This is a genomic window from Limnohabitans sp. Jir72 (genome assembly GCF_003063575.1).
Taxonomy (GTDB): Bacteria; Pseudomonadota; Gammaproteobacteria; order Burkholderiales; family Burkholderiaceae_C; genus Limnohabitans_A.
Map to the genome: position 1 here is coordinate 168,235 of NZ_NESC01000008.1, position 23,679 is coordinate 191,913.

Genomic DNA, 23,679 nt, shown 5'->3' on the forward strand with positions numbered 1-23,679 from the left:
AGATGGACGAGGTCTTCATGGCGGTTTCGGCGAATCACAAGTCAAGTTGTGGGCGCAGTTGACGCACGAAAACAAAGCGCCAGCGTCCCCAAATCGTGGTGACGCCCAAGGCCAGCAAACCCATCGCGGAAATTTTGAACCACTCCACGAGCCAAGTCCCCTCGAAGGCACCAAACAAGGTGGCCTTCAAACCGTGCGCCAGCCAAGTGATGGGAAGCCAGGGGCTCAGGGTGGCAAAAAAACTGCCGCTGAGTTCGACGGGCATCACGCCGCCGGATGAGGTCAATTGAACGGCCAGCAAGACCATGGCCAAAGCGCGTCCCGCATCGCCCATGAAATGGGTCAGTGCGCTGATGATGCAGAAAAAGGCCAAGCCGGCACTGAAGACCGTGCAAAGCAAGGGCACTGTTTGGACAACGTCGACTTTCAAGACGCCCCAAATGCAAAAAAGGATCAAGGCACACTGAACCCCAACCAAGGCCCCAGGGAGCAGTAACTTCCCTGCCAACTGTGAAGTGCGGTGGTAAGTTTCTGCGTGTTTGGGAAGAACGCGCAAATTGATCAGAAAAGCGGCAATGCCCGCACCCAGCCACAAAGCGGCGGGAATCACGTTGGCGATGAATCCAATGCCATTGTTCTGGACGGCGGCCTCCATTTCCACCAGGGGGCGGACGGAATCGGCCAATCCTTCAGGGCTGCCAGCGGGGGTGCTTTCGAAGTTGGGCACCGCTTTGATCACCAGGGCCAATCCCATTTCGAGGCGTTGGGTCGAAGCGCTGATTTTTTCATTCCCCTGCAGCATAGTTTGGGTTGAGCTGGCCAGCTCTGAGGCACCGGCGTCCAATGCGTCCAGTTGTGCGTCTTCTGGAAACTGCGCCGTGGCCGCACGCAGTGCGCCATTGATTTGGCGCATGCCCTGGGACAAAGTGTTGACCCCGACACGCAAGTTGCGGGCACCTTCTTCCAGTTTTTCGTTGCTGTTCACAGCCGACCCAATGCCCTGATCAAGTTGCTGCAGGCCCTGTGAAACCAGCGTCACGTTGCCGCGCAAGGCCGGTGTGACCCATAAGCTGTTGTCCGCTTCTTCCTTGAAGGAGGAGACCTCGGTGTTCAGTTCGTGGCTGCCATTTTTGAGTTTGCTCAGGCCTTGTCCCAATTCATGAACGCCATTGGCCAAGGCATCTGCACCTTCACTCAGTTTCCTCAGGTCGGAATTGCGAGGCCTGCTGGCTTCCATGTTTCGCAGGCCGGCACCCAATTTTTGGGTGTTTTGAGTCAATTGTGAAACGCCGCCACTCAAGCGCTGGGCACCTGTATGGACGGATTTGGCACCCTTGGTGAGCAATTTGCTGCCAGCACTGAGCTCGCTTGCGCCATCGTGAAGGTCTTGCAGGCCACGGTGCAGGCGCGTCACATTTTCCTTGGAGCCTGCAGCACTCGTGAGCACCAAAGACCAGCGCTTGGCGTTCAAACGCTCGTTCATTTTGTGCCCCAATTCAGAGGCAAACTGTTGCGCGATCCGTGCGGTTTCCACATTGTTGCCCTGAGACGCAAACACCACCAACTGACCCGCGCCCGCTTGTTCACCCGGGATGGCATTGGCACTGAAGTTTGCAGGGATGATCAAACTGAAGGCCAAGTCTCCTTTTCTGACTTGTTGCTTGGCTTGATCGACTTCTGAGATGACCTGGTAGTCAAATTGCGCCGACGACTGAAGTGTTTCGGTCAGCTCTTGACCAATGTTGAAGGGCTGCTCGCGATAGACCAAGCCTTGATCCAAGTTCACGATGCCCACTTTCAAGGCTGTACTGTGGGCACCCGGATCCCAGAGGCTGGACAGGTAAATCACCGTGTACAGCGATGGAATCAGGGCCACAACCGCAAGTGACCAGACGAGTTTGCTTTTCCGAAGGAAAAATCCGGCTTCAATGCGCGCGATGGATCGGGTTTGCCGAAGAAACTGAATCAAACCCAGCATGAAGAGCTTTCGAACAAAAAGGGACACATGACCTGTGACGGAAACACAGACATCTTAATCGCCGCCTTCAGCGTCAATTGACGGGCATTTTTCCATGATGTGACCCAGCGGCAGCAGGTTATTGCGACGCCCTTGTGCAGCCAGCACCGGTCTGTGGACAATAAGCGACTTCAGCTACGGATTGGGCCATGAACGCCATGAACACCCTCAAAATCGATTTTGTTTCCGACATTGCCTGCCCTTGGTGCGCTGTAGGATTGAGTTCACTCGAAAAAGCCTTGGAGCGCCTGCAAGGCGAGGTCAAGGCCGAGTTGCATTTCCAGCCTTTTGAGCTGAACCCCCACATGCCGCCTGGCGGCCAGGACTTGGGCGAGCACTTGACCGAAAAGTACGGCTCCACGCCCGAGCAACAAGCCCAGATCCGCCAGACCATCTCCGCGCGGGGTGCCGAGGTGGGTTTTGAGTTTCACCCTGGCGGTCGTGGCCGTGTGTACAACACTTTTGAAGCGCACCGCTTGCTGCATTGGGCCGAGGGCCAAGGCGCAGGGCAGCAGCATGCCTTGAAAAAAGCCTTGCTGCGCGCCTACCAAGGCCGCGCGGAATGTGTGGAAGACCCCGAGGTCTTGCTGGCCGCAGTGGCCGATGCCGGTCTCGATGTCGCCGCCGCACGCGAGGTGCTGTCCAACCAGGACAATGCTTTGGCGGTGCGCGAGCGCGAGCAGTATTACGTGCAAGCGGGCATCCGCTCGGTGCCAGCGGTCATCATCAACGACCGCCATCTGATCTCGGGCGGTCAGCCCGTGGAAGTGTTTGAGCAGGCCTTGCGCAAGATCGCCGCAGGCCAGGTGTCTTGAACACCGGTCCCGCCGCCATGCCCCGCACACCGGTTTTGTTTGTCTCGCATGGCTCGCCCATGTTTGCGCTCGACCCGGGTACCACGGGCCCAGCCTTGAGCGCCTGGGTGCAGGCCTACGCGCCAGCGCCGGCGATTCAAGGGATCGTGATCATGTCGCCGCACTGGATGACGCATGGCATCGGCGTCATGAGCACCCCTGAGCCTGATACCTGGCACGACTTTGGCGGCTTTACCGAGGCGCTGTACCAATTGCAATACCCCGCCAAGGGCGATCCTGAATTGGCCCGACGCGTTCAGGCTTTGCTGCAGGCGGCCGACGTGCCTTGCGGTGAAGACCCCGAGCGCCCCTACGACCACGGGGCCTGGATTCCCATGCGCCAGATGTACCCGCAAGCGGATGTGCCGGTGGTGCAGCTGTCTTTGCCAGCCCATGTGCCGACCTCGGTGATTTACGCCATGGGCCAAGCCTTGGCGCCCCTGCGTGAGCAAGGCATTTTGCTGATCGGCTCAGGCGGCATGACGCACAACCTGCGTGAGTTGCGCCGCGAAGCGGGACCCACCGAGCCGTATGTCACCGCGTTTTGCGGCTGGGTGGAAAGCACCCTGCAAAACCGCGACCTGAGCGCCATGCTGGATTACCGCGCCCGTGCGCCCGGTGCCGCGCGGGCACACCCCAGCGACGAACATTTTTTGCCGATTTACTTTGCGCTGGGCGCTGCAGGCTGGGGACCCGGCAGTGAGGTCTTGCCGCAATACATCAGCCACGAAGTGATTTACGGGTCGCTGTCGATGGACGCGTTCAGCTTGTCATGACCACAGAAACCGCGCCACGCTTGACGGTCTACTTTGATGGCTCTTGCCCGCTGTGCAGGCGCGAGATCGCGCTGTACCGTCGCCTGCCGCAAGCGGCCCGCCTGGCTTGGCTGGATGTGAGCGAAGGTCAGGCTTTGGGCGAAGACCTCAGTTGTGCGGCCGCCATGGCGCGCTTTCATGTACGCGACCCTCAAGGCCGCTTGTTCAGCGGTGCGGCGGCGTTTTCGCAGATGTGGCGACAGTTTCCCGGTTGGCGCTGGCTGGGCTACTTGTCGGCATGGCCGCCGATGTCCTGGCTTTTTGAGATCGCTTACCGGTTGTTTTTGCCCATTCGACCCCGCTTGCAACAGTGGGTTCGGCGCTGGTCGGGGGAGGGGAGGTCGTGAAGTTATCGCTCTGCGGGCTTTTTGCGAGCCGGTGGCTCGCCGTGGCTGCGGCCTTGTGGGCCATGCCCGCCTCACACGCCCAGGTGGGGGAGCAGGTGGCCTTGCCCTTTGTGACCATCGACCGCACCGAAGTCACGATCGGGCAGTTTGACCGCTACGTGCGGGCGACAGGCACGGTCACACGGGCCGAAAAAGAAGGTGGCGGTTTCGAATACGGCGCAGGCTGGGAGCGCCGCTCGGGCTGGTCCTGGCGACAACCCGATGGCCAAGCGGCGCACAGCGATATGCCGGCCGTGCATCTGGACTTTGAGGAAGCCCAAGCCTATTGCCGGTGGGCGGGCGGTCGTTTGCCCACCGGCGCTGAATGGCAGAAGGCGGGCTTTACCGAATCGCGCGATGCGCCGCCTGCGCCTTGGGTCAAAGGCCGTACTTACCCCTGGGCAACAGGCGACAGTCCGCAAGGGGCCAACACCCGTGAGCCTGACCCCTGGCCCCGTGCAGCCCCTGCTGGCGCGACCCGTCAAGGCGTCAATGGCTTGTACGACATGGGGGCCAATGTTTGGGAATGGACCACCGATGCGCAAGGCCAAGAGCGCCGGACGGTGGGCGGCTCCTGGTGGTACGGCGCATTCAACATGAAGGCCGATGTGGTGGCCTTCAAACCCGCCAATTTTTACGCGGTGTACATCGGCTTTCGCTGTGTGTATGACCCGCAAGCTCAGCCCAGCAGCCAGCGCAAGGCGCAGTCATGATGCAGTCTTTGCCGCAGGGTTACCGTGCTGTGGTGTTCGGCGCCAGTGGTGCCATCGGTGGGGCCTTGGTGCAAAGGCTCCAAGCCGATCCGCGTTGCCAACAGGTGCATGCGCTTTCACGTACCACTCAGCCTGGATTTGACCTGCTGGACGAGGCCAGCATGGCCTGTTGCGCCGCTTCACTGGCGCATGCCGGGCCTTTTCATTTGGTGATCGATGCCACCGGCGCACTCACGCTGGGTGAACACGGCCCCGAAAAGCGGCTCGATGAATTGGATGCCAATCGCTTGCTGCGCGCCATGCACCTCAATGCGGTGGGGCCGACCTTGCTGCTCAAACATGTCGCGCCATTGCTGGCCTCTGGAGAACGGGTGATCTGGGCGAAGTTGTCGGCGCGGGTGGGCAGCATCGAGGACAACCGCAAGGGCGGTTGGTACGGTTACCGCTCGGCCAAGGCGGCACTGAACATGTTGCTGCAAACGGCCAGCATTGAAATTGCACGCCGCAGACCCTTGGCGGTGGTGGCGGCGCTTCAGCCCGGCACGGTGCGATCGGCCTTGAGCCAGCCCTTTGTGGGCGATGCGGCTTTGGATCCGCTGGACTCGGCCACGAACCTGCTGAAGGTCCTGGATGCCTTGCAGCCGACAGGCCGCGCCCAATTTGTGGACCACCAGGGTCAAGCCATCGCCTGGTGATGGGGTTTTTTTACCCCCGTGTTCTGTGCGCCAAGCTGTGGATAAGCCCATGAACAAGCCTTGAAACCCGCATGCCTGTTGGCTTGGCGGGGTGTGCTCAATATTTCAGCAGCGTTTGGTTTGGCGTCCGGGCGGTTTTTTGGAGGTCTGAGCTTTGGCGCTCACATTCGTGGGTCCACCACAGGCGCATGTCGGGGCTGAAGCCGCCGATCTACCGATGCATCCCAGTTTCAGTCCAACGCCTTGGCGATCTTGTGGCGCGGCACGGTGGACTTGGGGCACTGGCCTTTGGGCAGCTCAAACCACTGGCGGACATCGGCGTCCACCCCCACGCCGTGCATGAAGTTGTAGATGGCTTTTTTCAGGCCTTGGCCCAGCAGGTCGTGGTCCACACCCGGGGGCATGCGGGTGGGGTCGACAAAGCCCACGTCGTTTTTGGCAAAGGTGCCCTCGGGCAGGGGCAGCAGTGTCACGCCGTAAGCCTCTGGGTTTTGTCCTACGGGCGAATGCACGGTGCAGACAAAGCGGTGAAAAAAGCCGCTGTGGATGCAGCCGTTTTCAAACAGCTGGCGCACGTATTCGAGCGCGTCCACCGTGTCTTGCACGGTTTGTGTTGGAAAGCCGTACATCAGGTAGGCGTGCACCAGCACACCCGCATCGGCAAAACCTTTGGTGACTTGCGCCACCTGCTCGACCGAGACGCCTTTTTTCATCAGGCTGAGCAAACGGTCGGATGCGACTTCGAGCCCGCCGGACATGGCAATGCAGCCGCTTTGGGCCAGCAAGTCGCACAGCTCGGGGGTGAAGGTTTTCTCAAAGCGGATGTTGCCCCACCACGAGATTTGCACGCCCCGGCGCAGCAGTTCTTCGGCCAGGGCTTTCAGGGCTTTGGGCGGCGCGGCTTCGTCCACAAAGTGAAAGCCGGTTTGGCCCGTTTCGGCCACGATCTGCTCGATGCGGTCCACTAGCGTGCTGGCCTGCGCGGTTTCGTAGCGGCTGATGTAGTCCAAGCTCACGTCGCAGAAGCTGCATTTCTTCCAGTAGCAGCCGTGCGCCACGGTGAGCTTGTTCCAGCGCCCGTCGCTCCATAGCCGGTTCATGGGGTTGAGCATGTCCAGCAGCGACAAGTACTGGTGCAGCGGCAGGCCGTCCCAGGTGGGTGTGCCCACGTCTTCAAACGGCACGTCGGGCTCAGCCAAGTTGATGTATTGCACCTGGCCTGCGTCATTGCAGATGAAGGTGCGCTGCAGGCGCTGCATGCTGCGCTGACCTTTGAGGTGCTCGATCAGGCTCAGCAGCGGGCGTTCGCCGCCGTCGAGCGTGACGAAATCCACATGCTCAAACACCCGGGCGTCTTTGAGCTCACGCAGCTCGGTGTTCACAAAGCCACCGCCCAAAGCGATGCGAATGTGCGGGTGAGCCCGCTTGATGCATTGGGCGGTGCGAAACGCCGCATAGACCGAGCCGGGAAAGGGCACCGACAGCAGCACCAGCGTGGGCTGGTGGCGCTCAACAGCCTGCAAGGCCAAACGCTCCAGCGTGCTGTCGATCAAATTGGGTGGTTCGGCCAAGGCCTGGGCCAGCGCGTCAAAGCTCGGCTGGCTGGCGGCCAGGCGCTCGGCGTAGCGCACGAACTCAAAGCCTTCGTCCACGGCGTCGCGCAGCACATCGGCCAGGTCGTTCAGGTACAGCGTGGCCAAGTGCCGTGCGCGGTCGGTCTGGCCCAGCGCGCCAAAGGCCCAGCCAATCGGGTCGCCCGTGCCGTCGTCCTCATAAGCGTCAAGTGCTGCAAAGCGAGGGCCTTCGGGCAAAAAGCCCCGGCCTGCGATGCGGTGGCTCAGCGTGCTGTCTCGGCCTTGCAAAAAGGCGATCACCGGGTCGATGCTGACCGCGTAGTCGTTGAAGTGGTCGAGGAAAAAGTTCACCGGGCCCGAGCGGTCTTCAACGGGCAAAGCCAGTGCCACGTCGCGCAGATCGGTCAGCCCCTTTTTGTTCAGCAAGGCCAGCACGGTGGCCAGCGCCAAGTCAACTTGTGCCGCATCAAAACCCCGCGAACGCAAAAAACCCGTCAAATAAGCCGTGGACGGGTAGGGCGTGTTGAGCTGCGTCATCGGCGGGATGAGGCTCAGCACTTTGAACGGGGTGGGGCTGGACATGGAGGGGCTTGGGCGAATCAGATGGCTGATTATCGGTGCTCAGGCTTGAGGCCTTAACATCGGGGCCATTCAACGCTGGCAGGGATGCGCCCTGCCCAGCACCATTCTGTGATGTGAGTTGCCCTTGTCTGAAACCGCTGCCCCAAATGCTCTGCCTTTGACTGACTTTTCTGGGCTGGTCCTGCGTGCGCCTGAACAAGCCAAGCTCAGCCCCGCCCAAAAGCGCTTCAATGAATTGCTGGCCCGCATCGAACACCTGACGCACCAGGTGCAGCGTTTGCAGGCTTGGTCGGATCGGCACCGGCATGCGCACGTTCAGGTGCTGTACAGCGCAGCGCAGCAGATGCGCGAGTTGCGCAAAAGCCTCTTGCTGTTCTTGCACGATCAGCTGCACAGCGCCGATTTGACCGCGCAGCAGCAGCGCATGGCGCGCAACAAACTGCGCAGTTTGATGGACCTTTTGTCACCGCTGGCCGACCCGCAAGTGCAGGCACTGGCCGATTTGTATGCCGATGACGAAGTCGATCAGGAAGAGGCGCAGGAGCTGGCCGAGGCCGCTGAGCTTGTGCGTGCCAAGATCGAGGCGGCGCTCGGTCAGCCCATCGACAACCCCAGCCAATACCGCACGCCGCAAGCCATGGTGGCCGCTGGCATGCGTCAGTGGCAGCGCCAACAAGATGCCGACGACGATCGCAAGGCCGCCAAGCGTGCTGCGCGCAAAGCCAAAAAAAAACCGGCTGTGCAGGAAAAAGCCGAGTTGCAACAGACCGATGCCAAGACCGCCTTGCGCACCATCTTCCGGCAGCTGGCCAGTGCCTTGCATCCTGACCGTGAGCCCGATGAACAAGAACGCAAACGCAAAACCGCCTTGATGAGCGAGGTCAACGCCGCTTATGAAAAATCCGACCTGACCACTTTGATGCGTTTGCAAATGCAGATCACCCAAGTAGCGCCTGGCGCCAGCGCCCGCCTGGCCGATGACAAATTGGCGGCCATGTGTTTGCTGCTCAAGGAGCAGGTGTCGGCTTTGGAGGACGATTTGGACCAGATGCAATTTCGTCTGTCACGGGAGCTGTGTATTCCAGTGCGTGCCGATGCCGATGAAGCGGCGATGACCCAGGCCCTGCAACGCATGCAAGCCGATCAGCGGCACGAGGTGGACAGTCTGCAAGCCGATCTTCGGCGGATTGGGAACGCCGCAGAATTCAAACGCTGGCTCAAAGAGCAGGCGCAACTGACCAAAGAAAAAGCCCGCGAAGAACCCGCGGGCTGGTGGGATTGAGCGCAGGCCAAGGAAGACTCCTTAGCGCGTCAATTCAGGTGATTTTCTGGTAAGCCACTTCGTCCAATAAAGCATCAAGGTCGGCCAGATTGGTCAGGCGGGCCTTGAAAAACCAGCCTTGGCCCAGCGGGTCCGAGTTGGCCAGTGACGGGTCGGCGCGCAAGGCCTCGTTGACCTCGATGATTTCGCCGCCTGCGGGCATGTGCACGTCGGCGGCGGCCTTGACGGATTCGACAACGCCAGCAACTTCTTTGGCCGCAAAGGTCTTGCCAATGGCGGGCAGGTCCACGAACACAATGTCACCCAAAGTGTCTTGTGCGTGAACGGTGATGCCCATGATGGCGATGTCGCCATCGCGTTGCAACCAAGTGTGTTCGTCTGAAAAAAGGAAGGACATGAGCGACTCGAATGGGGCTTGAAATCAAGAAACGCCCCGAAGGGCGTTTCGTTTTTTCGATTATAGGCAGTCTTACTTGAAGCCCATCACATGCGGCAACCAATTGGACAAGGCAGGCACAAAGGTCAGCAAGACCAGCACCAAGCCGTGTGCCCACAGGAAGGGCTTGAGCTCGCGGGTCAGGTCATTCAGGGGCACTTTGGACACGTTGGAGGTCACAAACAACAAGCCCCCCACGGGCGGGGTGATCATGCCCAGCGTGAGGTTGTAGATCACCACCATCGCAAAGTGGATCGGGTCAATGCCCAGTTTGGCCGCCACGGGTGCCAAGATGGGCACCAGCACCATCACGCCCGGCAGGGGTTCGATGAAGATGCCAAAAATCAACAGGAAGATGTTGATGACGATCAGAAAGCCCCAGACGCTCAGGTTCATGCCCGAGATCCAGCCCGCCACCGTTTGGGGCATGCCTTCGATGGTCAAAATCCAGGCGAACGAGGCGGATGTACCAATGATCAGCAGCACCGATGCCGTGAGCAGGGCTGAGCGCGACAGGATATCGGGCACGGCTTTCCACTCAAGTGTGCGGTAAACGTATTTGCCGCAGATCAGGGCGTAGAACACGGCCACCACCGAAGCTTCGGTGGGCGTGAACCAGCCGGCGCGCATGCCGCCCAGAATCAGCACAGGCAACAAGATGGCGGGCAGGGCCCTCCAAGTCGTGGACAAAATCTCGGCACCTGTCGGCAATTGGCCATCGCCTTTGTAATTGCGTTGCTTGGAGATGTAGTAGTTCACCAGGCACATGGCCGCAGCAATGATCAAGCCGGGGATCAGACCTGCAATGAACAATGCGCCCACCGAGACGTTGTCGTCGGCCAGGGCGTAGATGATCATGATGATCGAGGGCGGGATGATGGGGCCCACGATGGCGGTGGATGCCGTCAGTGCCGCCGCATAGGGGCGCCCATACCCAGCCTTGTCCATCATGCGGATCAGCATGGAGCCGGGGCCGGCGGCATCGGCCAAGGCCGAGCCCGAGATGCCCGAAAAGAAGGTCAGCGCGACCACGTTGGTGTAACCCAGACCGCCGCGCTTGTGGCCCACAAACTGACCGGCAAACTTGAGCAGCACCTCGGTCAGCGAGCCGCCGCTCATCAGCTCTGCAGCCAGAATGAAGAAGGGCACCGCCATGAGCGGGAAGCTGTCGACACCGGTGAAAGTCTCTTTCAGCAAAGCCAGCATGGGGTAGGCGTCGGACAGCACCAGTGCCGTCACGGTGGACAGGCCCAGGGCAAAAGCCACAGGCACGCCAATGGCTAGGTAAATGCAGACGGAAATGAGGAGGATCAGGCTGGCGCTCATAGGGATGCACTCGCGGTGGCGTCAAAGTGGGCATCGCTCGCAAATTCACGGCGTGCGATGTAGCTGCGAACAATCAGCAACCAGTGGATCAGGGTCATGCCCATGCCCAAAGGCAATGCCAGGTAAATCCAGGCAATTGAAATTTGTGTGGCCGGGGTGATCTGGTATTGGGTTCGGTCCATGTATTGAATGCCGAACCAAATGGAAAAAATACAAAAAGCGGTGACCAATACAGCGATCAGCACCCGCAACATTTGCGCAGCTTTGGTGGGCATGCTGTCTTGCAAGTTGTCGATGGCGATGTGGCCACCGTAACGCAAGACCGGCCCGCAACCAATGAAGGTCAACCAGATCATCATGTGACGGGCCACTTCTTCGGCCCATTCAATCGATTGGTTGGTGGTGTAGCGCAGCACCACATTGGTGAAAATGATCACCGACATGGCTGCCAGGATCAGGATCAGTGCCCAGCGGTTGAACGCCAGAAAATAGTCTTCGAATTTTTTCATCACGTACCGGCCTTTCAAAGACCATTACCCATCAAAAAGGCCTGTGCCACCTTTGGCAGCACAGGCCCGTATACCCGCAAGCGCTTGTTCAGCGAACTTCCTGGATCTTGCGGATGTTGTCAGCGCCAAACTCTTTCGAGTATGAAGCATAAGCAGGCACCAAGGCGTCTCGGAAGGCCTGGCCGTCCACTTTGCGCACCACGCTCATGCCGTCTTTTTCAAGCTGAGCGATGCCGTTGTTTTCATCATCGTTGACTTTCTTGCGCTGGGCCACTTTGGCTTTTTGCGCTGCATCGTAAAAGACCTTCTTGTCTGCATCGCTGAGTTTGTTCATCAGGCGTGGCGAGGTGATCAAGAGGCCTGGCGAATACACGTGGCCGGTCAGGGACAGGTACTTTTGCACTTGCGAGAACTTGGACGCCAGGATCACGGGGATGGGGTTTTCCTGACCGTCCACAGTGCCTTGCTGCAAAGCGCCAAACACTTCTGGGAATGCCATGGGGGTGGGCTGGATGCCGAAGGTTTTGTAGCCGTCCATGTGCACCTTGTTTTCCATGGTGCGCATCTTCAGGCCAGCCGCATCCGATGGCTTGACGATCGGGTGCTTGCTGTTGGTCATGTGGCGGAAACCGTTTTCGGTCCAAGCCAGAGCGATCAAGCCCTTGGAGGGGAACTTGGTCAAGATGTCCTGGCCAATGGGGCCGTCCATCACTTTGCGGGCGTGGTCGTAGTCACGGAACAGGAAGGGGATGTCGACGATTTTGACTTCAGGCACGAAGTTGCCGACAGGGCCGGTGGAGGTGTTGACCAGATCCAGCGTACCCAGTTGCACCGCTTCGATCATTTCCCGTTCACCACCCAGGGCGCTGTTGGGGAACTGCTGGCACTTGTAGCGGCCTTGAGTGCCTTTTTCAATGTCATCGCAAAACACGGTCGAGCCCACAGCGTAGTGAGAAGTGGCAGAGGTGGCGTAGCCCAGTTTGAGAACCGTTTGCGCAGAAGCAGCGCTCATCAATCCCAGAGCCAAGCTCGTGCCGATGGCCAGTTTGTTCAGTTTCATTGAATCTCTCCAGTTGAAGGGGGTGATGCAGTCGAGAAAACTCAACTTGTCATACAACTTTGATTATGGCGACATGCTCGCCAAGTCCAATAAGGGTTTTCGCGAAGTGTGATGCCAAGGCGACGCACTTGTAAAAGCGAAAGAAGAAAAAAGAGGCCGCAAGGACCTCTCTTGGGGACCACCTTGGGATGGTCTTTGTCTTACATGCCCGTGTAATTCGGCCCGCCGCCGCCTTCGGGCGTGACCCAAACGATGTTTTGCGTCGGGTCCTTGATGTCGCAGGTCTTGCAGTGCACGCAGTTTTGGGCGTTGATCTGCAAGCGGTCTGAGTTGTCTTCGTTCTTGACGAACTCGTACACACCGGCCGGGCAATAGCGTGACTCGGGGCCAGCGTATTTGGCCAAGTTGATGCTGACCGGCACCGAGGCGTCTTTGAGCGTCAGGTGTGCAGGCTGGTTTTCTTCGTGGTTGGTGTTGCTGATGAACACGCTGCTCAAACGGTCAAAGGTCAGCTTGCCATCCGGCTTGGGGTAGTCTATTTTTGGGCAGTCGGCCGCGGGCTTCAGATAGGTGTGGTCGGCCTTGTCGCGGCGCAGTGTCCAGGGAATGTGGCCGCGCAGCACGAACTGCTCGAAGCCGTTCATGAGTGTGGCCACCGTCAGGCCTTTCTTGAACCAGCTCTTGAAGTTGCGCGACTTGTTCAGCTCGGTGTGCAGCCAGCTGGCCTCGAACGCCTCGGGGTAGGCGCTCAGCTCGTCGTGCTGGCGGCCGGCCACGATGGCGTCGTAAGCGGCTTGTGCGGCCAGCATGCCGGTCTTGATGGCAGCGTGGCTGCCCTTGATGCGGCTGACATTCAGGTAACCCGCGTCGCAGCCGACCAGCGCGCCGCCCGGGAACACGGTCTTGGGCAGGCTCATCAGGCCGCCAGCGGTGATGGCGCGAGCGCCGTAGCCCAAGCGCTTGGCGTTGACTTCGCCCTTGTCGTTGGTGAAGTACCACTTGATGTTGTTGTGGGTTTTCCAGCGCTGGAACTCTTCAAAGGGGCTGAGCCAAGGGTTGGCGTAGTCCAGACCCACCACGTAACCGATGGCGATTTTGTTGTCTTCCATGTGGTACATGAACGCGCCGCCATAGGTGTCGTTGTTCATGGGCCAGCCGGCGGTGTGCATCACAAAGCCGGGCGTGTGGCGTGAGGGGTCAATCTCCCAAACTTCCTTGATGCCGATGCCGTAGGTCTGCGGGTCGCGGCCTTCGTCGAGCTTGTATTTGGCGATCAGTTGCTTGCCCAGGTGGCCGCGCGCGCCTTCGGCGAACACGGTGTACTTGCCGTGCAGTTCCATGCCCAGCTGGAAGTTTTCGGTCGGCTCGCCATCTTTGCCGATGCCCATATTGCCGGTGGCCACGCCTTTGACGCTGCCGTCTTCGTTGTAGAGCACTTCGGCGGCGGTGAAGCCGGGGAAGATTTCCACGCCCAGGTTTTCTGCCTGCTGGCCCAGCCAGCGCGTGAAGTTGGACAGGCTGATGATGTAGTTGCCGTGGTTTTGCGCGCATTCAGGCAAAAAGATGCCAGGGGTGCGTGTGGCGCCGGTCTCGCTCAAAAAGCTCCAAGCATCGTCGGTCACGGGCTGGTTGAGTGGGGCGCCCAGTTCTTTCCAGTTGGGCAAGAGTTCGGTCAGCGCTTTGGGATCCATGATGGCGCCACTCAGAATGTGTGCGCCGGGCTCGCCGCCTTTTTCCAACACGACCACCGAGACGTCTTGGCCTTTTTCGGCGGCCAGCTGCTTCAGACGGATGGCTGTGGACAGGCCGCCGGGGCCGCCACCGACCACGACCACGTCGTATTCCATGGATTCGCGGGGGCCATAAGTGCTCAAAATTTCTTCGGGGCTCATGAACGTCTCTTGATGAAGTTGTGAAATCTGTGGGCCCGACCCAGTGTCGAGCGAGTGACTCATTTTATGCGGCCCGGGGGGCGATCCCCCGCACAATGGCGTCAAGCGTGGGTTTCCACTGAGTCAACCATTTTTTGAGGACTTGTCATGGCGTATGAAATCGATTTGTCTGGCCGTGTGGCCTTGGTGACGGGCGCATCCAGCGGCCTGGGTGCGCAATTTGCCAAAACGCTGGCTGCAGCCGGTGCGGGCGTGGTGCTGGCCAGCCGCCGGGTAGACAAGCTCAAGGACTTGCGTGCCGAGATCGAAGCGGCAGGCGGCAACGCGCATGTGGTGGCCATGGATGTGACCGATCAGCACAGCATTGCTGCGGCCGTGGCGCATGCCGAAACCGAGATGGGCAGCATCGACATTTTGGTGAACAACTCGGGCGTGAGCACCACCCAGCGCATCCAGGATGTGACCGAGGCCGATTACGACTTCATCATGGACACCAATGTGCGCGGTGCGTTCTTTGTGGCGCAAGAGGTGGGCAAACGCATGCTGGCCCGTTCCAAGGGCGCGGCCCCCGGCAGTTTCACGGGTGGGCGCATCATCAACATCGCCTCGATGGCGGGCCTGAAGGTCTTGCCGCAGATTGGCGTCTACTGCATGAGCAAGGCCGCCGTGATCCAGATGACCAAGGCTTTTGCGGTGGAGTGGGGCCGTTTTGGCATCAATGTGAACGCGATCTGCCCCGGGTACATCGACACTGAAATCAACCACCACCACTGGGAAACCGAGCAAGGCCAGAAACTCATCAGCATGCTGCCGCGCAAGCGGGTGGGCCAGCCGCAAGACCTGGACGCTTTGCTGGTCATGCTGGCCAGCGACCAGAGCCATTTCATCAACGGTGCCGTGATCTCGGCCGACGATGGCTTCGCGGTCTGAGGAGTCTCTCCATGAAATTTGAATTGCCAGAGCACAAGAAACTTGTGCACCAGATGGTGATCCCGATCCGCTGGGGCGACATGGACGCGATGGGCCATGTGAACAACACCGTGTATTTCCGCTATTTGGAGACGGTGCGCATCGACTGGTTTGAGGCGATCGGCTGCCAAGTCAACCCGCAAGGCCAGGGGCCAGTGATCGTGAACGCGTTTTGCAATTTCTACAAACAGTTCGAGTACCCCGGAGATATCTTGGCCAAGATGTACGTGAGCGATCCGGGGCGCACCACTTTTGAAAGCTGGTGCACGCTGGAGCGCACAGACCAGCCCGGCGTTGTGTTCGCCGCAGGTGGGGCCACCACGATCTGGGTGGACTTTCCACAGCAAAAATCGGTGACCCTGCCCGACTGGGTCAAGGACATGGTCAGCGACTGAGCGCTGTTTCTGATTTGTGGGAGCCGCACCCCGTGCGCGAATGCTTCAAGCTGCGGTTGAAGGCGTTGAGCCAACTGCACGCCATTGGTCGGCATGGCTTTCCAGCCAATCTTGCGACAAGGTGGCGCTGCCCACTTGCATGGGGTGGAAGTCTTTGCGGCTGTATTGCCAAACGGGCTTGGCCACGCGCCAGACCATGCCGTGGCGACCGAACAAGAACTTGCTGGCCGACCACCAAGTGCTGGGCTTGAACAGCGTTTTGTCGTGCCAGAGGTTGTTGACCGTTTGGCGCAAGACGTCGGTGCTGAACTGGATGGTCACGTACCAAAACCAACGCATGCGCCAAGTGTGGTTGCCCCCTAAGCGTTGGTAAAGGTCAAAGGCCACGCATTTGTGCTCAGACTCTTCGGCCGCGTGCCAGCGCCAGAGGGTTTTAAGAGGGTCTTCTGCGCCAGCGAACCAGTCGCCAGGCTGGTCCAGTCGGTCCAAGGTCAGGTCGCCAAAAATCGAGGTGTAGTGCTCAAAAGCGGCGGTGATGGCCAACTCGTGCAAATAGCCCTTGTCGCTTTTGCTGAAAAATTCTTCGCGGCCTTTTTTCAGGCGGCGCTCTGCGCGAGGCCCCCAGTGGTTGACCAGGCCTTGCTTTTCAAGGTGGGCGTTGTACAGCGCATGCAGGTGGCGGTGCGTGGCTTCCTGGCCAATAAAGCCTTTGGCAACGCTTTTCAGGTCAGCGTTCTCTGGCGTGTCGGGCAAGGCTTTGGCACCGTTCTTGACCGAATCGATGAAGGATTGCTCTCCCACGGGAAAGCTCATGGACAGCGCATTGGCGTAGGCGGTGAGGAAGGCGTCGCCGCCATTCCAGTGGCGTGAAAAACCTTGGCTCAGGTCAACCGACAAGCGGCGAACCGTCAGGTCGGAAGGGGCGGCTGCGTGAGTGCTCATGGGGAGTGCCTTGGAAATCGATCAGAATGTGAGCATTGTTCAGGTTTTGCAAAGACCTTGCAACTCGCGATCTGCTCACATTTTTTGAAGGGCTTTTTTATGGCCATGGCCAAACCTTCCAAGACGACACCTCAGCCGCAAGCCTTGCCCAGCCTCAGGCGCCAGCCTTCGCAGGCCCGGGCCCAGCAAACCATGCAAACCCTGTTCAAGGCGGCTGCTCAGATTCTGGACAAGGAGGGCGAGGCAGGGTTGACCACCAACAAGGTGGCTGCGGCAGCTGGTTTTTCGATTGGCACGCTGTACCAGTACTTTCCGAGCAAAGAGGTGCTGGTGCGCGCCATGGCGGCCAAAGGCCAAGACATGGTGCTGCAAGCCCTGGAGCAATATTTGGCGGCACTCGAGCTCAGACCAGACGTGGCCCAGATGGACCCGCAAGACTTTCTGCGCCAAGCCATGAAGATTTTGCTGCAGGGGTTTGCCACGGGCAAAGGCTTTAGCCAAAGTTTGATTCGCCTGGGCTGGCTGATGGAGCAACCCCAGGAGACGGCCAGCGTGGTGCGCCAAGTGGCCGATCGCTTGGCGATCTTCTTTGAGCGCATCAACCATCCTGCCTTGAAGTCACCCTCACCCGCACAGTTGTTTGTGCTCAGCCGCTCGGTGATCGGCACCCTGCGCAGCGCCAGTCTTGAAAAGTCACCGCTCTTGGGCAGTGCTGCGCTCGAGGACGCGCTGGTTCAGGTGGCCTGGGCCTTGCTGGCCCGGCCGGGTCAGGCAGGTTTGGCTTTGGGCGCGCGGCCCATCAGGTAAAACTCGGGGTTGGGCATCATGCCGCTGAAGCTGGCCATGCGGTTACTCAGACCAAAGAAGGCGGTGATGGCCGCGATGTCCCAGATGTCTTCGTCGTTGAAGCCGTGCGCGTGCAGGGCGGCAAAGTCAGCGTCTTCCACTTGGTCAGAGTGTTGGCACACCTTCATCGCAAAGTCGAGCATGGCGCGCTGGCGTGGGCTGATGTCGGCCTTGCGGTGGTTGATGGCCACCTGATCTGCCACCAAAGGCTTTTTCTCGTAAATGCGCAAGATCGCCCCGTGCGCCACCACGCAATACAGGCAGTGGTTGGCCGCGCTGGTGGTGGTCACGATCATCTCGCGCTCACCTTTGGTCAGGCCACTCTCGCGCCCCACCGACTCGGGCACCATCAGGGCGTCGTGGTAGGCGAAAAATGCGCGCCATTCCGCTGGGCGGCGGGCAAAGGCCAGAAACACATTGGGCACAAAACCGGCCTTTTCCTGGACTTCGAGCACCTTGACTTTGATGTCTTCAGGCAGGTCATTGATGTCGGGGGTGGGGTAGCGTGGTGTGTAAGGTGTGCTCATGGTGTCTCCAGGTTGCGTTGCTTTTGATTATGCTCATGACACCTATAGGAGCCTGTCATGTCCAACACACCTTCACGTTCACCCATCGAAAAAGCCCGCGACGCCCGTCCTGAAGACGCCGCCTTCCAGGCGGGCCTCACCACCCGTACCCAGGTCATGGGCCCCGAGTACGTGGACCGCGCACTGGGCGCCGCCACCGACTACACCATGCCCATGCAGGAATTCATCACGGCCAATGCCTGGGGCAACGTCTGGCAACGCCCGGGCCTGGACCTGAAGACCCGCAGTTTGATCACCGTTGCCATGCTCACGGCCCAGGGCAAACAACACGAGCTCAAAGCCCATGTGCGCGGCGCGATCAACAACGGGGCGACGCCCGAAGAGCTGCGCGAAGTCATGCTGCACGCCACGGTGTACTGTGGCTTTCCTACCGCGATTGACGCCTTTCGCAGCGTCACCGAGGTGGTCGAATCTCTGGCCTGAGCGAGCGCGGGCCATGGCGAGGCGAGTAACGAAGGCAACAGGGCCGCATTGACGGGTCTTGGCTTTTCACCGATTCTCGGATGAGGAGACAAAACCCATGGAATTTTCAGAACTCATCAAGGCCCGAAAAAGCGTTCGCGGCTACCTGCCCAAACCCGTGCCACGCGAGGTGATCGAAGAGATCATCGAGGTGGCCAAGTGGTCACCTTCGTCGATGAACACGCAGCCTTGGTATGTGCATGTGGTCACGGGCGAGCCTTTGGATCGCATCCGCCGGGGCAACACCGAGAACATGGTCAAGGGTGTGCCGCCCAAGCGCGACTTCCCGATGAAAGAGGCCTACGACGGTATCCACCGCAAGCGCCAGGTGGACATCGCGATTCAGTTGTTCGACGCCATGGGCATCGCCCGCGACGACAAAGAGCGGCGCACCGATTGGGTCATGCGTGGTTTTCGGCAGTTCGATGCGCCTGTGTCGCTGGTGCTGACCTATGACAAATACCTCGAACCTGCGGCCATCAGCCAGTTTGACCTGGGCGCTTTGTCGCATGCGCTGGTGCTGGCCGCGTGGGAGCGCGGCTTGGGCAGCGTCATCAACGGCCAAGGCATCATGCAGTCGGCCGTGGTGCGTGAGCATGCGGGCATTCCTGACGACCAGAACATCATGATCTGCATCGCCATGGGCTACCCGGACGAAGACTTTGTGGCCAACAGCGTCAAGTCGGTGCGTGAAGACGCCGCCAACTTTGTGCGTTACGTCGGCTTCTGAATCTGTCATTGATCAGGTCGCCATCGGGCGATGGCGGCCTTCTCCTGGAGCGAAGTCCCCATGAATTTGAGCAAAGATGAGTTGGCTTTCCGCGACGAAGTGCGCGCCTTTTTGGCCGCTGAGCTGACCGACGAAATCCGTCTGGGCGGTCACCGCACCTCGGGCATTTTTGCGGACTACGAGGTCGGCATTCCTTGGCAGCGGATTCTGGCCAAGCGCGGCTGGGCTGCGCCGCACTGGCCAGTAGAGTGGGGCGGTTGCGGCTGGACGCCCAGGCAGCACGACATTTTTGCCAGCGAGATGGCGGCGGCCGATGCCCCCAAGGTCTCGCCCCTGGGGCTGGTGATGGCCGCGCCCGTGCTGGTGGCGTTTGGCACGCAGGCCCAAAAAGAGCGCTGGTTGCCCGATTTGCGCAATGGCGTGAGTTACTGGTGTCAGGGCTACAGCGAGCCGGGCTCCGGCTCCGACCTGGCATCGTTGCAATGCCGTGCCCGCCGCGAAGGCAACGAGTGGGTGATCAACGGCTCCAAAATCTGGACCACCCACGCCCACCGCGCCACGCACATGTTTTGCTTGGTGCGCACCGACAACAGTGGCAAGCCCCAGCAAGGCATCAGCTTTTTGATGTTCGAGCTGAACAACCCCGGCATTCAGATTCGTCCCATCATCAGCATCTCGGGCGACCACGAATTCAACCAGGTCTTTTTTGACGAAGCCCGCGTGCCCGCTGATGCGCTGATCGGCGAAGAAAACCAAGGCTGGACGATAGCCAAATTCTTGCTGGAACACGAGCGGGGTGGTTCGTCTGCGCCGTTCTTGCGGGGCCGACTTGCGCGGTTGAAAGAGTCCCTGAACGAGGCGTTTGCCTCATCAGGACCGTCTGACCCTGAGCACGAAGACATCGCCTTGACCCTGGCCAACGCGCAGTGCCGCATCGACGCCTTGCACGCTTGGGAACAGCAGGTGCTGACCGCCCGCATCGGCGGCGGCACGCAGCCTTGCTGGATGCCTGCTGCGCCCTCCATGGGCAAGGTGCTGGCGACCGAGCTCAAGCAGCACCTGACCGAGCTGGGCCTGAGCATTGCAGGCCCCTATGGCGCCAGCAGCCTGACCATCGAAGAAGCCACTGCCCACGCGCTGCCTGTGCCTGAGGAGTCGGTGTTTGCGACCCGGGCGTACCTCAACGACCGCGCCGCCTCGATTTATGGCGGCACCAACGAAGTGCAGCGCAACCTGATCGCCCGCCACATTCTGGGGGCCGATGTGGTGGAGTCCGTGCTGCCTCTGGACGAGACGCAGGCCATGCTCGTGGCCAGTCTGCAAGGTTGGCTGCAAGACAAATTGCCGTTTGACAAGCGGGCGCAAATGATCGCCACGCCAGAGGCAATTGGGCCGTTGTGGCAAGGTTTGGCGCACGAGCTGGGCCTCTTGGGTGCAGCACTGCCTGAACACCTGGGCGGCATGGGCGGTGGATTGCCCGAGCAGCTGCTGATCTGCCAGGCCTTAGGTGGGGCTTTGGTGGGCGAGCCCTACAGCAGCTCGGCCGTCTTGGGTGCCAACTTGCTGCAGGCGCTGGCGGACCCTGCGGCCGATGCGCTGCTGCAAGGCCTGGCCGAGGGTCAAGTGCGCCTGGCCGTGGCGGCCTTGGAGCCTGCAGGGCGCACTGACTTGAGCCAAGTGCAGACCCGTTTGCACACATCGAACGGCCAGTGGCGCATCACCGGACGCAAAGCTTTGGTGCGTGGTGCGCCCGGGGCCACACACTGGCTGGTCAGCACAAAAGACGAAGCGGGCCAGCTGCGCATCTGCCTGATCGACCCCGCAGCCAGCGGTGTGCAGCGGCGCGAAATTCGCCTGATCGATGGCGCCTGGGCGGCTGAGCTGGCCTTTGACCAAACGCCCGTGCAAGCCCTCATCGGCCAAGGCGATGCGCTGGCCGCGCTCTCGCAAGCGTGGGACACGGCCACGTTGGCCGCTGGCGCCGAGGCCGTGGGCGTGATGCAGGCCTTGATGCGCGACACGCTGAACTACACCAGCCAGCGCAAACAGTTTGGCCAGCCCCTGGCGGCCTTTCAGGCTTTGCAACACCGCATGGCCGACATGTACATGGCGCTGGTGCAGGCTGCGGCGGCAGTCGGTGCTTGTGCCGATGTGCTGGGCGACAGCCCCGAGCGCCGCGCCGAGCGGGTGTCATCGGCCCATGTGACGGTGCTGCATGCTGCACGCCTCGTAGGGCAGGGCGCGGTGCAACTGCACGGCGGCATGGGCATGACCGACGAGCTGGCCGTAGGCCATGGCTTCAAGCGGCTGACGGTGATTGAGCAGCAGTTTGGCGGGGGGGCGCTGCATCTGAGGCGGGTGGCGGGTTTGAGCCGTGACTGAGCTTGAATGCTCAACCCCGCATCAACTTCTGAATCAAATCCGCCGCGCCCGAGGCCTCGTATTTCCGCATCAGCTTGACGCGGTAAATCTCCACCGTGCGGTGGCTGATGCCCAGAGCTTTGCCAATCTCTTTGCTGGTCAGGCCATCCATCAGGTGGGCGGCGACTTCGCGTTCGCGGGCGGTGAGTTCGGCTTTGACGGGTTTGCGGGCCGAAAGGTCTTCAAAGGTCCAGATGCCGGCTTCGTGTGGGGCATCGCGGTTCAGGGCGCGGCCGGTCACATGGCACCAAAAGGTCTCGCCCTTGAAGCGGCCGTCCACGCGCTTCATCACGCGGTCGTCGGCGTACACGCCCTTGGCGTTCAGGATGGGCGCGATGCGCTGGCCGGTGCGCTCGTATTCGTCGGCGCTGGGGTAGAGCAACTGAAAGCTTTGGCCGATCAGCTGTTCCCGGCTCACGCCAAACATCTCGCACACGCGCTGGTTGCAGTCGACGATGGCGCGGTTGCGCGAAAGCACCAGGCCGATGGGGGCCAGGTCAAAGGCAAGGCGGTAGTCGATGTCGTTGGCAGTGGTGGAGGTATTGGGCATCAGGGCACACCATTACGAAAAACTACGTAGTTGAATACGTAGTATCGTAGCGCTTTCATCTTCTACCGGAGACTGGTGTGAACAAGATTTTTCCTTCCGCAGCCGAGGCCTTGAAGGGCATCGTGGCTGACGGGCAACTCATTGGTGTGGGGGGTTTTGGCCTCTGCGGCATCCCCGAAGCCTTGATCGCTGCGCTGCGCGACAGTGGCGTGCAGAACCTGACCGCGATTTCCAACAACGCGGGTGTGGACGACTTTGGTCTGGGCATCTTGCTGCAGACCCGCCAAATCAAGAAGATGATTTCGTCCTACGTGGGCGAGAACAAAGAGTTTGAGCGCCAGTACCTGGCGGGCGAGTTGGCTTTGGAGTTCACCCCCCAAGGCACGCTGGCCGAGAAACTGCGTGCGGGCGGTGCGGGCATCCCGGCTTTCTTCACCAAGACCGGTGTGGGCACCTTGGTGGCCGAAGGCAAAGAGCTGCGCGAATTCGATGGCGAGACCTATGTGATGGAGCGCTCTTTGGTACCCGATGTGGCCTTGGTCAAGGCGCACCGCGCCGACAAATCCGGCAACCTGCAGTTCCGTTACACCTCGCGCAACTTCAACCCCGCCGTGGCCATGGCCGGAAAAATTTGTGTGGTCGAGGTCGAAGAGATTGTGGAAACCGGCGAGATGCACCCCGACAGCGTGCACCTGCCTGGCATTTATGTGCACCGCATCGTGTTGAACACGAAGCCGGAAAAGCGCATCGAGAAACGCACGATCACTGAGAAAGCAGGAGTCTGATATGAGCTGGAGTCAAGACCAAATGGCCGCCCGTGCGGCCCACGAACTGGAAGACGGTTTCTATGTGAACCTGGGCATCGGCATCCCCACGCTGGTGGCCAACTTTGTGCCAGCAGACAAAGAAGTCTGGCTGCAAAGCGAAAACGGCATGCTGGGCATTGGCCCGTTTCCGACCGAAGACGAAGTGGATGCCGACCTGATCAACGCAGGCAAGCAGACGGTGACCACCATCAAGGGCTCGTCCATCTTTGGCAGTGAGCAGTCGTTTGCCATGATCCGTGGCGGCAAGATCAACCTGTCGATCCTGGGCGCGATGCAGGTGAGCGAAAAGGGCGATCTGGCCAACTGGATGATCCCCGGCAAGATGGTCAAGGGCATGGGCGGCGCGATGGATCTGGTCGCAGGCGTCAAGCGCGTGATCATCTTGATGGAGCATGTCGCCAAGAAAAAAGACGGCACCGAAGACCTGAAGATTTTGCCCAGCTGCACCCTGCCTTTGACGGGTGTGGGCGTGGTCGACCGCATCATCACCGACCTGGCCGTGATGGACGTGACCGACGCGGGCCTGAAGGTGGTCGAATTGGCACCGGGCGTGACGCCCGAGGCGCTGCAAAGCAAGACGGGTGTGAAGCTTATTTTCTGACGCGCTGGTCTCTCACGCCCACAAAAAGCCGCATTTATGAACTGACCCCAATAAGTTGGACGGTTTAAAAAGCTGATTAGGCCATAGAGGGCTGAGTTCTGTACTGCACAGGACTCAGCCCTTTTAGTTTGATCTTGATCCGATCGTTGTTGTAGTAGTGGATGTACTCCTTCAAGCCCATCTCAAGCTCTTTCACATTCTCGAATTT

The 23,679-nt window shown here is 60.1% G+C and carries 25 protein-coding genes; 14 read left to right on the forward strand and 11 right to left on the reverse strand.

Features of this window, described 5'->3' with window-relative positions:
• Window positions 1-34: 34 nt before the first annotated feature.
• Window positions 35-1,978: a YhgE/Pip domain-containing protein gene (locus tag B9Z52_RS12925; protein WP_108414255.1), complete on the reverse strand. Its 1,944-nt coding sequence runs from the start codon at window positions 1,976-1,978 to the stop codon at window positions 35-37.
• Between the two features lie 197 nt (window positions 1,979-2,175).
• Here B9Z52_RS12925 and B9Z52_RS12930 point away from each other — a divergent pair, with 197 nt between their 5' ends.
• From B9Z52_RS12930 to B9Z52_RS12950, 5 genes are all read left to right on the forward strand, one after another.
• Window positions 2,176-2,832 carry a DsbA family oxidoreductase gene (locus B9Z52_RS12930; RefSeq protein ID WP_199222097.1) on the forward strand — a complete coding sequence of 219 codons (657 nt, stop codon included), beginning with the start codon at window positions 2,176-2,178 and terminating at the stop codon, window positions 2,830-2,832.
• A gap of 17 nt (window positions 2,833-2,849) precedes the next feature.
• A complete protein-coding gene (locus B9Z52_RS12935) occupies window positions 2,850-3,647 on the forward strand; it encodes a class III extradiol ring-cleavage dioxygenase (protein ID WP_108414296.1) in 798 nt (265 codons plus the stop codon).
• A complete protein-coding gene (locus tag B9Z52_RS12940; protein WP_108414257.1) occupies window positions 3,644-4,033 on the forward strand; it encodes a thiol-disulfide oxidoreductase DCC family protein in 390 nt (129 codons plus the stop codon). Before B9Z52_RS12935 ends, B9Z52_RS12940 begins: the two co-directional genes overlap by 4 nt.
• A 62-nt stretch (window positions 4,034-4,095) precedes the next feature.
• Window positions 4,096-4,785: a formylglycine-generating enzyme family protein gene (locus B9Z52_RS12945; RefSeq protein ID WP_108414297.1), complete on the forward strand. Its 690-nt coding sequence runs from the start codon at window positions 4,096-4,098 to the stop codon at window positions 4,783-4,785.
• Window positions 4,782-5,480, forward strand: coding sequence for an SDR family NAD(P)-dependent oxidoreductase (locus tag B9Z52_RS12950; protein WP_369907917.1), 699 nt, complete (start codon window positions 4,782-4,784; stop codon window positions 5,478-5,480). Before B9Z52_RS12945 ends, B9Z52_RS12950 begins: the two co-directional genes overlap by 4 nt.
• Before the next feature lie 230 nt (window positions 5,481-5,710).
• Here B9Z52_RS12950 and B9Z52_RS12955 read toward each other — a convergent pair whose 3' ends face one another.
• Window positions 5,711-7,636 carry a radical SAM protein gene (locus B9Z52_RS12955; protein WP_108414258.1) on the reverse strand — a complete coding sequence of 642 codons (1,926 nt, stop codon included), beginning with the start codon at window positions 7,634-7,636 and terminating at the stop codon, window positions 5,711-5,713.
• A gap of 124 nt (window positions 7,637-7,760) precedes the next feature.
• Between B9Z52_RS12955 and B9Z52_RS12960 the strand changes: the two genes are divergently transcribed.
• Entirely contained in the window at window positions 7,761-8,918 is a 1,158-nt protein-coding gene (locus B9Z52_RS12960) for a J domain-containing protein (protein ID WP_108414299.1), read from the forward strand.
• A gap of 34 nt (window positions 8,919-8,952) precedes the next feature.
• On the opposite strand, the gene gcvH is transcribed toward B9Z52_RS12960, so the two are convergent.
• The 5 genes from gcvH to B9Z52_RS12985 all read right to left on the reverse strand — a co-directional run bounded on the left by gcvH (window position 8,953) and on the right by B9Z52_RS12985 (window position 14,141).
• Window positions 8,953-9,315, reverse strand: a complete 363-nt coding sequence (gcvH, locus tag B9Z52_RS12965) for a glycine cleavage system protein GcvH (RefSeq protein ID WP_108414259.1) — start codon at window positions 9,313-9,315, stop codon at window positions 8,953-8,955.
• A gap of 72 nt (window positions 9,316-9,387) precedes the next feature.
• Window positions 9,388-10,680, reverse strand: a complete 1,293-nt coding sequence (locus B9Z52_RS12970; protein WP_108414260.1) for a TRAP transporter large permease — start codon at window positions 10,678-10,680, stop codon at window positions 9,388-9,390.
• Window positions 10,677-11,189 (reverse strand): TRAP transporter small permease, encoded by a 513-nt coding sequence (locus B9Z52_RS12975; RefSeq protein ID WP_108414261.1) that lies wholly within the window; start codon window positions 11,187-11,189, stop codon window positions 10,677-10,679. The genes B9Z52_RS12970 and B9Z52_RS12975 overlap by 4 nt, the downstream gene beginning before the upstream one ends.
• 88 nt (window positions 11,190-11,277) lie before the next feature.
• Window positions 11,278-12,249 (reverse strand): TRAP transporter substrate-binding protein, encoded by a 972-nt coding sequence (locus B9Z52_RS12980; protein WP_108414262.1) that lies wholly within the window; start codon window positions 12,247-12,249, stop codon window positions 11,278-11,280.
• A 200-nt stretch (window positions 12,250-12,449) separates the two neighbouring features.
• A complete protein-coding gene (locus B9Z52_RS12985) occupies window positions 12,450-14,141 on the reverse strand; it encodes an electron transfer flavoprotein-ubiquinone oxidoreductase (protein WP_108414263.1) in 1,692 nt (563 codons plus the stop codon).
• Between the two features lie 147 nt (window positions 14,142-14,288).
• Here B9Z52_RS12985 and B9Z52_RS12990 point away from each other — a divergent pair, with 147 nt between their 5' ends.
• Together B9Z52_RS12990 and B9Z52_RS12995 are read left to right on the forward strand one after the other, a co-directional pair.
• On the forward strand, window positions 14,289-15,071 hold the full coding sequence (locus B9Z52_RS12990; RefSeq protein ID WP_108414264.1) for an SDR family oxidoreductase: 783 nt from the start codon (window positions 14,289-14,291) through the stop codon (window positions 15,069-15,071).
• 11 nt (window positions 15,072-15,082) lie between these two features.
• Window positions 15,083-15,505: a thioesterase family protein gene (locus tag B9Z52_RS12995; protein WP_108414265.1), complete on the forward strand. Its 423-nt coding sequence runs from the start codon at window positions 15,083-15,085 to the stop codon at window positions 15,503-15,505.
• 45 nt (window positions 15,506-15,550) lie between these two features.
• On the opposite strand, the gene B9Z52_RS13000 is transcribed toward B9Z52_RS12995, so the two are convergent.
• Complete coding sequence (locus B9Z52_RS13000; protein ID WP_108414266.1) at window positions 15,551-16,447, reverse strand: metal-dependent hydrolase; 897 nt, start codon at window positions 16,445-16,447, stop codon at window positions 15,551-15,553.
• Between the two features lie 99 nt (window positions 16,448-16,546).
• On the opposite strand from B9Z52_RS13000, the gene B9Z52_RS13005 reads away from it, so the two are divergent.
• Entirely contained in the window at window positions 16,547-17,254 is a 708-nt protein-coding gene (locus tag B9Z52_RS13005) for a TetR/AcrR family transcriptional regulator (protein ID WP_233251954.1), read from the forward strand.
• Here the strand turns inward: B9Z52_RS13005 and B9Z52_RS13010 are convergent.
• Window positions 17,215-17,820, reverse strand: a complete 606-nt coding sequence (locus B9Z52_RS13010; RefSeq protein ID WP_108414268.1) for a peroxidase-related enzyme — start codon at window positions 17,818-17,820, stop codon at window positions 17,215-17,217. The genes B9Z52_RS13005 and B9Z52_RS13010 overlap by 40 nt on opposite strands.
• 57 nt (window positions 17,821-17,877) lie before the next feature.
• Here B9Z52_RS13010 and B9Z52_RS13015 point away from each other — a divergent pair, with 57 nt between their 5' ends.
• The 3 genes from B9Z52_RS13015 (at window position 17,878) to B9Z52_RS18150 (ending at window position 21,454) form a co-directional block, all read left to right on the forward strand.
• Window positions 17,878-18,303, forward strand: coding sequence for a carboxymuconolactone decarboxylase family protein (locus B9Z52_RS13015; protein ID WP_108414269.1), 426 nt, complete (start codon window positions 17,878-17,880; stop codon window positions 18,301-18,303).
• Between the two features lie 97 nt (window positions 18,304-18,400).
• Window positions 18,401-19,072 carry a nitroreductase gene (locus B9Z52_RS13020; protein ID WP_100171513.1) on the forward strand — a complete coding sequence of 224 codons (672 nt, stop codon included), beginning with the start codon at window positions 18,401-18,403 and terminating at the stop codon, window positions 19,070-19,072.
• A 60-nt stretch (window positions 19,073-19,132) separates the two neighbouring features.
• Window positions 19,133-21,454 (forward strand): acyl-CoA dehydrogenase family protein, encoded by a 2,322-nt coding sequence (locus B9Z52_RS18150; RefSeq protein ID WP_146182855.1) that lies wholly within the window; start codon window positions 19,133-19,135, stop codon window positions 21,452-21,454.
• Between the two features lie 10 nt (window positions 21,455-21,464).
• Here the strand turns inward: B9Z52_RS18150 and B9Z52_RS13030 are convergent, their stop codons facing one another.
• Window positions 21,465-22,043 (reverse strand): PAS and helix-turn-helix domain-containing protein, encoded by a 579-nt coding sequence (locus B9Z52_RS13030; protein ID WP_108414271.1) that lies wholly within the window; start codon window positions 22,041-22,043, stop codon window positions 21,465-21,467.
• Window positions 22,044-22,120: 77 nt separating this feature from the next.
• Here B9Z52_RS13030 and B9Z52_RS13035 point away from each other — a divergent pair, with 77 nt between their 5' ends.
• Both B9Z52_RS13035 and B9Z52_RS13040 read left to right on the forward strand, forming a co-directional pair.
• Window positions 22,121-22,828 carry a CoA transferase subunit A gene (locus B9Z52_RS13035; protein ID WP_108414272.1) on the forward strand — a complete coding sequence of 236 codons (708 nt, stop codon included), beginning with the start codon at window positions 22,121-22,123 and terminating at the stop codon, window positions 22,826-22,828.
• 1 nt (window position 22,829) lies between these two features.
• Window positions 22,830-23,471 (forward strand): CoA transferase subunit B, encoded by a 642-nt coding sequence (locus B9Z52_RS13040; protein ID WP_108414273.1) that lies wholly within the window; start codon window positions 22,830-22,832, stop codon window positions 23,469-23,471.
• A gap of 76 nt (window positions 23,472-23,547) precedes the next feature.
• On the opposite strand, the gene B9Z52_RS13045 is transcribed toward B9Z52_RS13040, so the two are convergent.
• Window positions 23,548-23,679, reverse strand: a 132-nt coding sequence (locus B9Z52_RS13045; protein WP_146182808.1) for an IS3 family transposase, incomplete at its 5' end; no start/stop codon positions are given.

What these genes read in the sequence shown, in the direction of transcription:
- B9Z52_RS12945 (WP_108414297.1), top strand. Translation starts at nt 4,096, where the DNA reads ATGCCCGCCTCACACGCCCAGGTGGGGGAGCAGGTGGCCTTGCCCTTT.
- B9Z52_RS12925 (WP_108414255.1), bottom strand. Translation starts at nt 1,978, where the DNA reads ATGCTGGGTTTGATTCAGTTTCTTCGGCAAACCCGATCCATCGCGCGC.
- gcvH (WP_108414259.1), bottom strand. Translation starts at nt 9,315, where the DNA reads ATGTCCTTCCTTTTTTCAGACGAACACACTTGGTTGCAACGCGATGGC.
- B9Z52_RS13040 (WP_108414273.1), top strand. Translation starts at nt 22,830, where the DNA reads ATGAGCTGGAGTCAAGACCAAATGGCCGCCCGTGCGGCCCACGAACTG.
- B9Z52_RS12970 (WP_108414260.1), bottom strand. Translation starts at nt 10,680, where the DNA reads ATGAGCGCCAGCCTGATCCTCCTCATTTCCGTCTGCATTTACCTAGCC.
- B9Z52_RS13030 (WP_108414271.1), bottom strand. Translation starts at nt 22,043, where the DNA reads ATGCCCAATACCTCCACCACTGCCAACGACATCGACTACCGCCTTGCC.
- B9Z52_RS13015 (WP_108414269.1), top strand. Translation starts at nt 17,878, where the DNA reads ATGTCCAACACACCTTCACGTTCACCCATCGAAAAAGCCCGCGACGCC.
- B9Z52_RS12955 (WP_108414258.1), bottom strand. Translation starts at nt 7,636, where the DNA reads ATGTCCAGCCCCACCCCGTTCAAAGTGCTGAGCCTCATCCCGCCGATG.
- B9Z52_RS13000 (WP_108414266.1), bottom strand. Translation starts at nt 16,447, where the DNA reads ATGAGCACTCACGCAGCCGCCCCTTCCGACCTGACGGTTCGCCGCTTG.
- B9Z52_RS12950 (WP_369907917.1), top strand. Translation starts at nt 4,782, where the DNA reads ATGATGCAGTCTTTGCCGCAGGGTTACCGTGCTGTGGTGTTCGGCGCC.
- B9Z52_RS13010 (WP_108414268.1), bottom strand. Translation starts at nt 17,820, where the DNA reads ATGAGCACACCTTACACACCACGCTACCCCACCCCCGACATCAATGAC.
- B9Z52_RS12930 (WP_199222097.1), top strand. Translation starts at nt 2,176, where the DNA reads ATGAACACCCTCAAAATCGATTTTGTTTCCGACATTGCCTGCCCTTGG.
- B9Z52_RS12980 (WP_108414262.1), bottom strand. Translation starts at nt 12,249, where the DNA reads ATGAAACTGAACAAACTGGCCATCGGCACGAGCTTGGCTCTGGGATTG.
- B9Z52_RS13020 (WP_100171513.1), top strand. Translation starts at nt 18,401, where the DNA reads ATGGAATTTTCAGAACTCATCAAGGCCCGAAAAAGCGTTCGCGGCTAC.
- B9Z52_RS12935 (WP_108414296.1), top strand. Translation starts at nt 2,850, where the DNA reads ATGCCCCGCACACCGGTTTTGTTTGTCTCGCATGGCTCGCCCATGTTT.
- B9Z52_RS12990 (WP_108414264.1), top strand. Translation starts at nt 14,289, where the DNA reads ATGGCGTATGAAATCGATTTGTCTGGCCGTGTGGCCTTGGTGACGGGC.
- B9Z52_RS12995 (WP_108414265.1), top strand. Translation starts at nt 15,083, where the DNA reads ATGAAATTTGAATTGCCAGAGCACAAGAAACTTGTGCACCAGATGGTG.
- B9Z52_RS12975 (WP_108414261.1), bottom strand. Translation starts at nt 11,189, where the DNA reads ATGAAAAAATTCGAAGACTATTTTCTGGCGTTCAACCGCTGGGCACTG.
- B9Z52_RS18150 (WP_146182855.1), top strand. Translation starts at nt 19,133, where the DNA reads ATGAATTTGAGCAAAGATGAGTTGGCTTTCCGCGACGAAGTGCGCGCC.
- B9Z52_RS13005 (WP_233251954.1), top strand. Translation starts at nt 16,547, where the DNA reads ATGGCCATGGCCAAACCTTCCAAGACGACACCTCAGCCGCAAGCCTTG.
- B9Z52_RS12985 (WP_108414263.1), bottom strand. Translation starts at nt 14,141, where the DNA reads ATGAGCCCCGAAGAAATTTTGAGCACTTATGGCCCCCGCGAATCCATG.
- B9Z52_RS12940 (WP_108414257.1), top strand. Translation starts at nt 3,644, where the DNA reads ATGACCACAGAAACCGCGCCACGCTTGACGGTCTACTTTGATGGCTCT.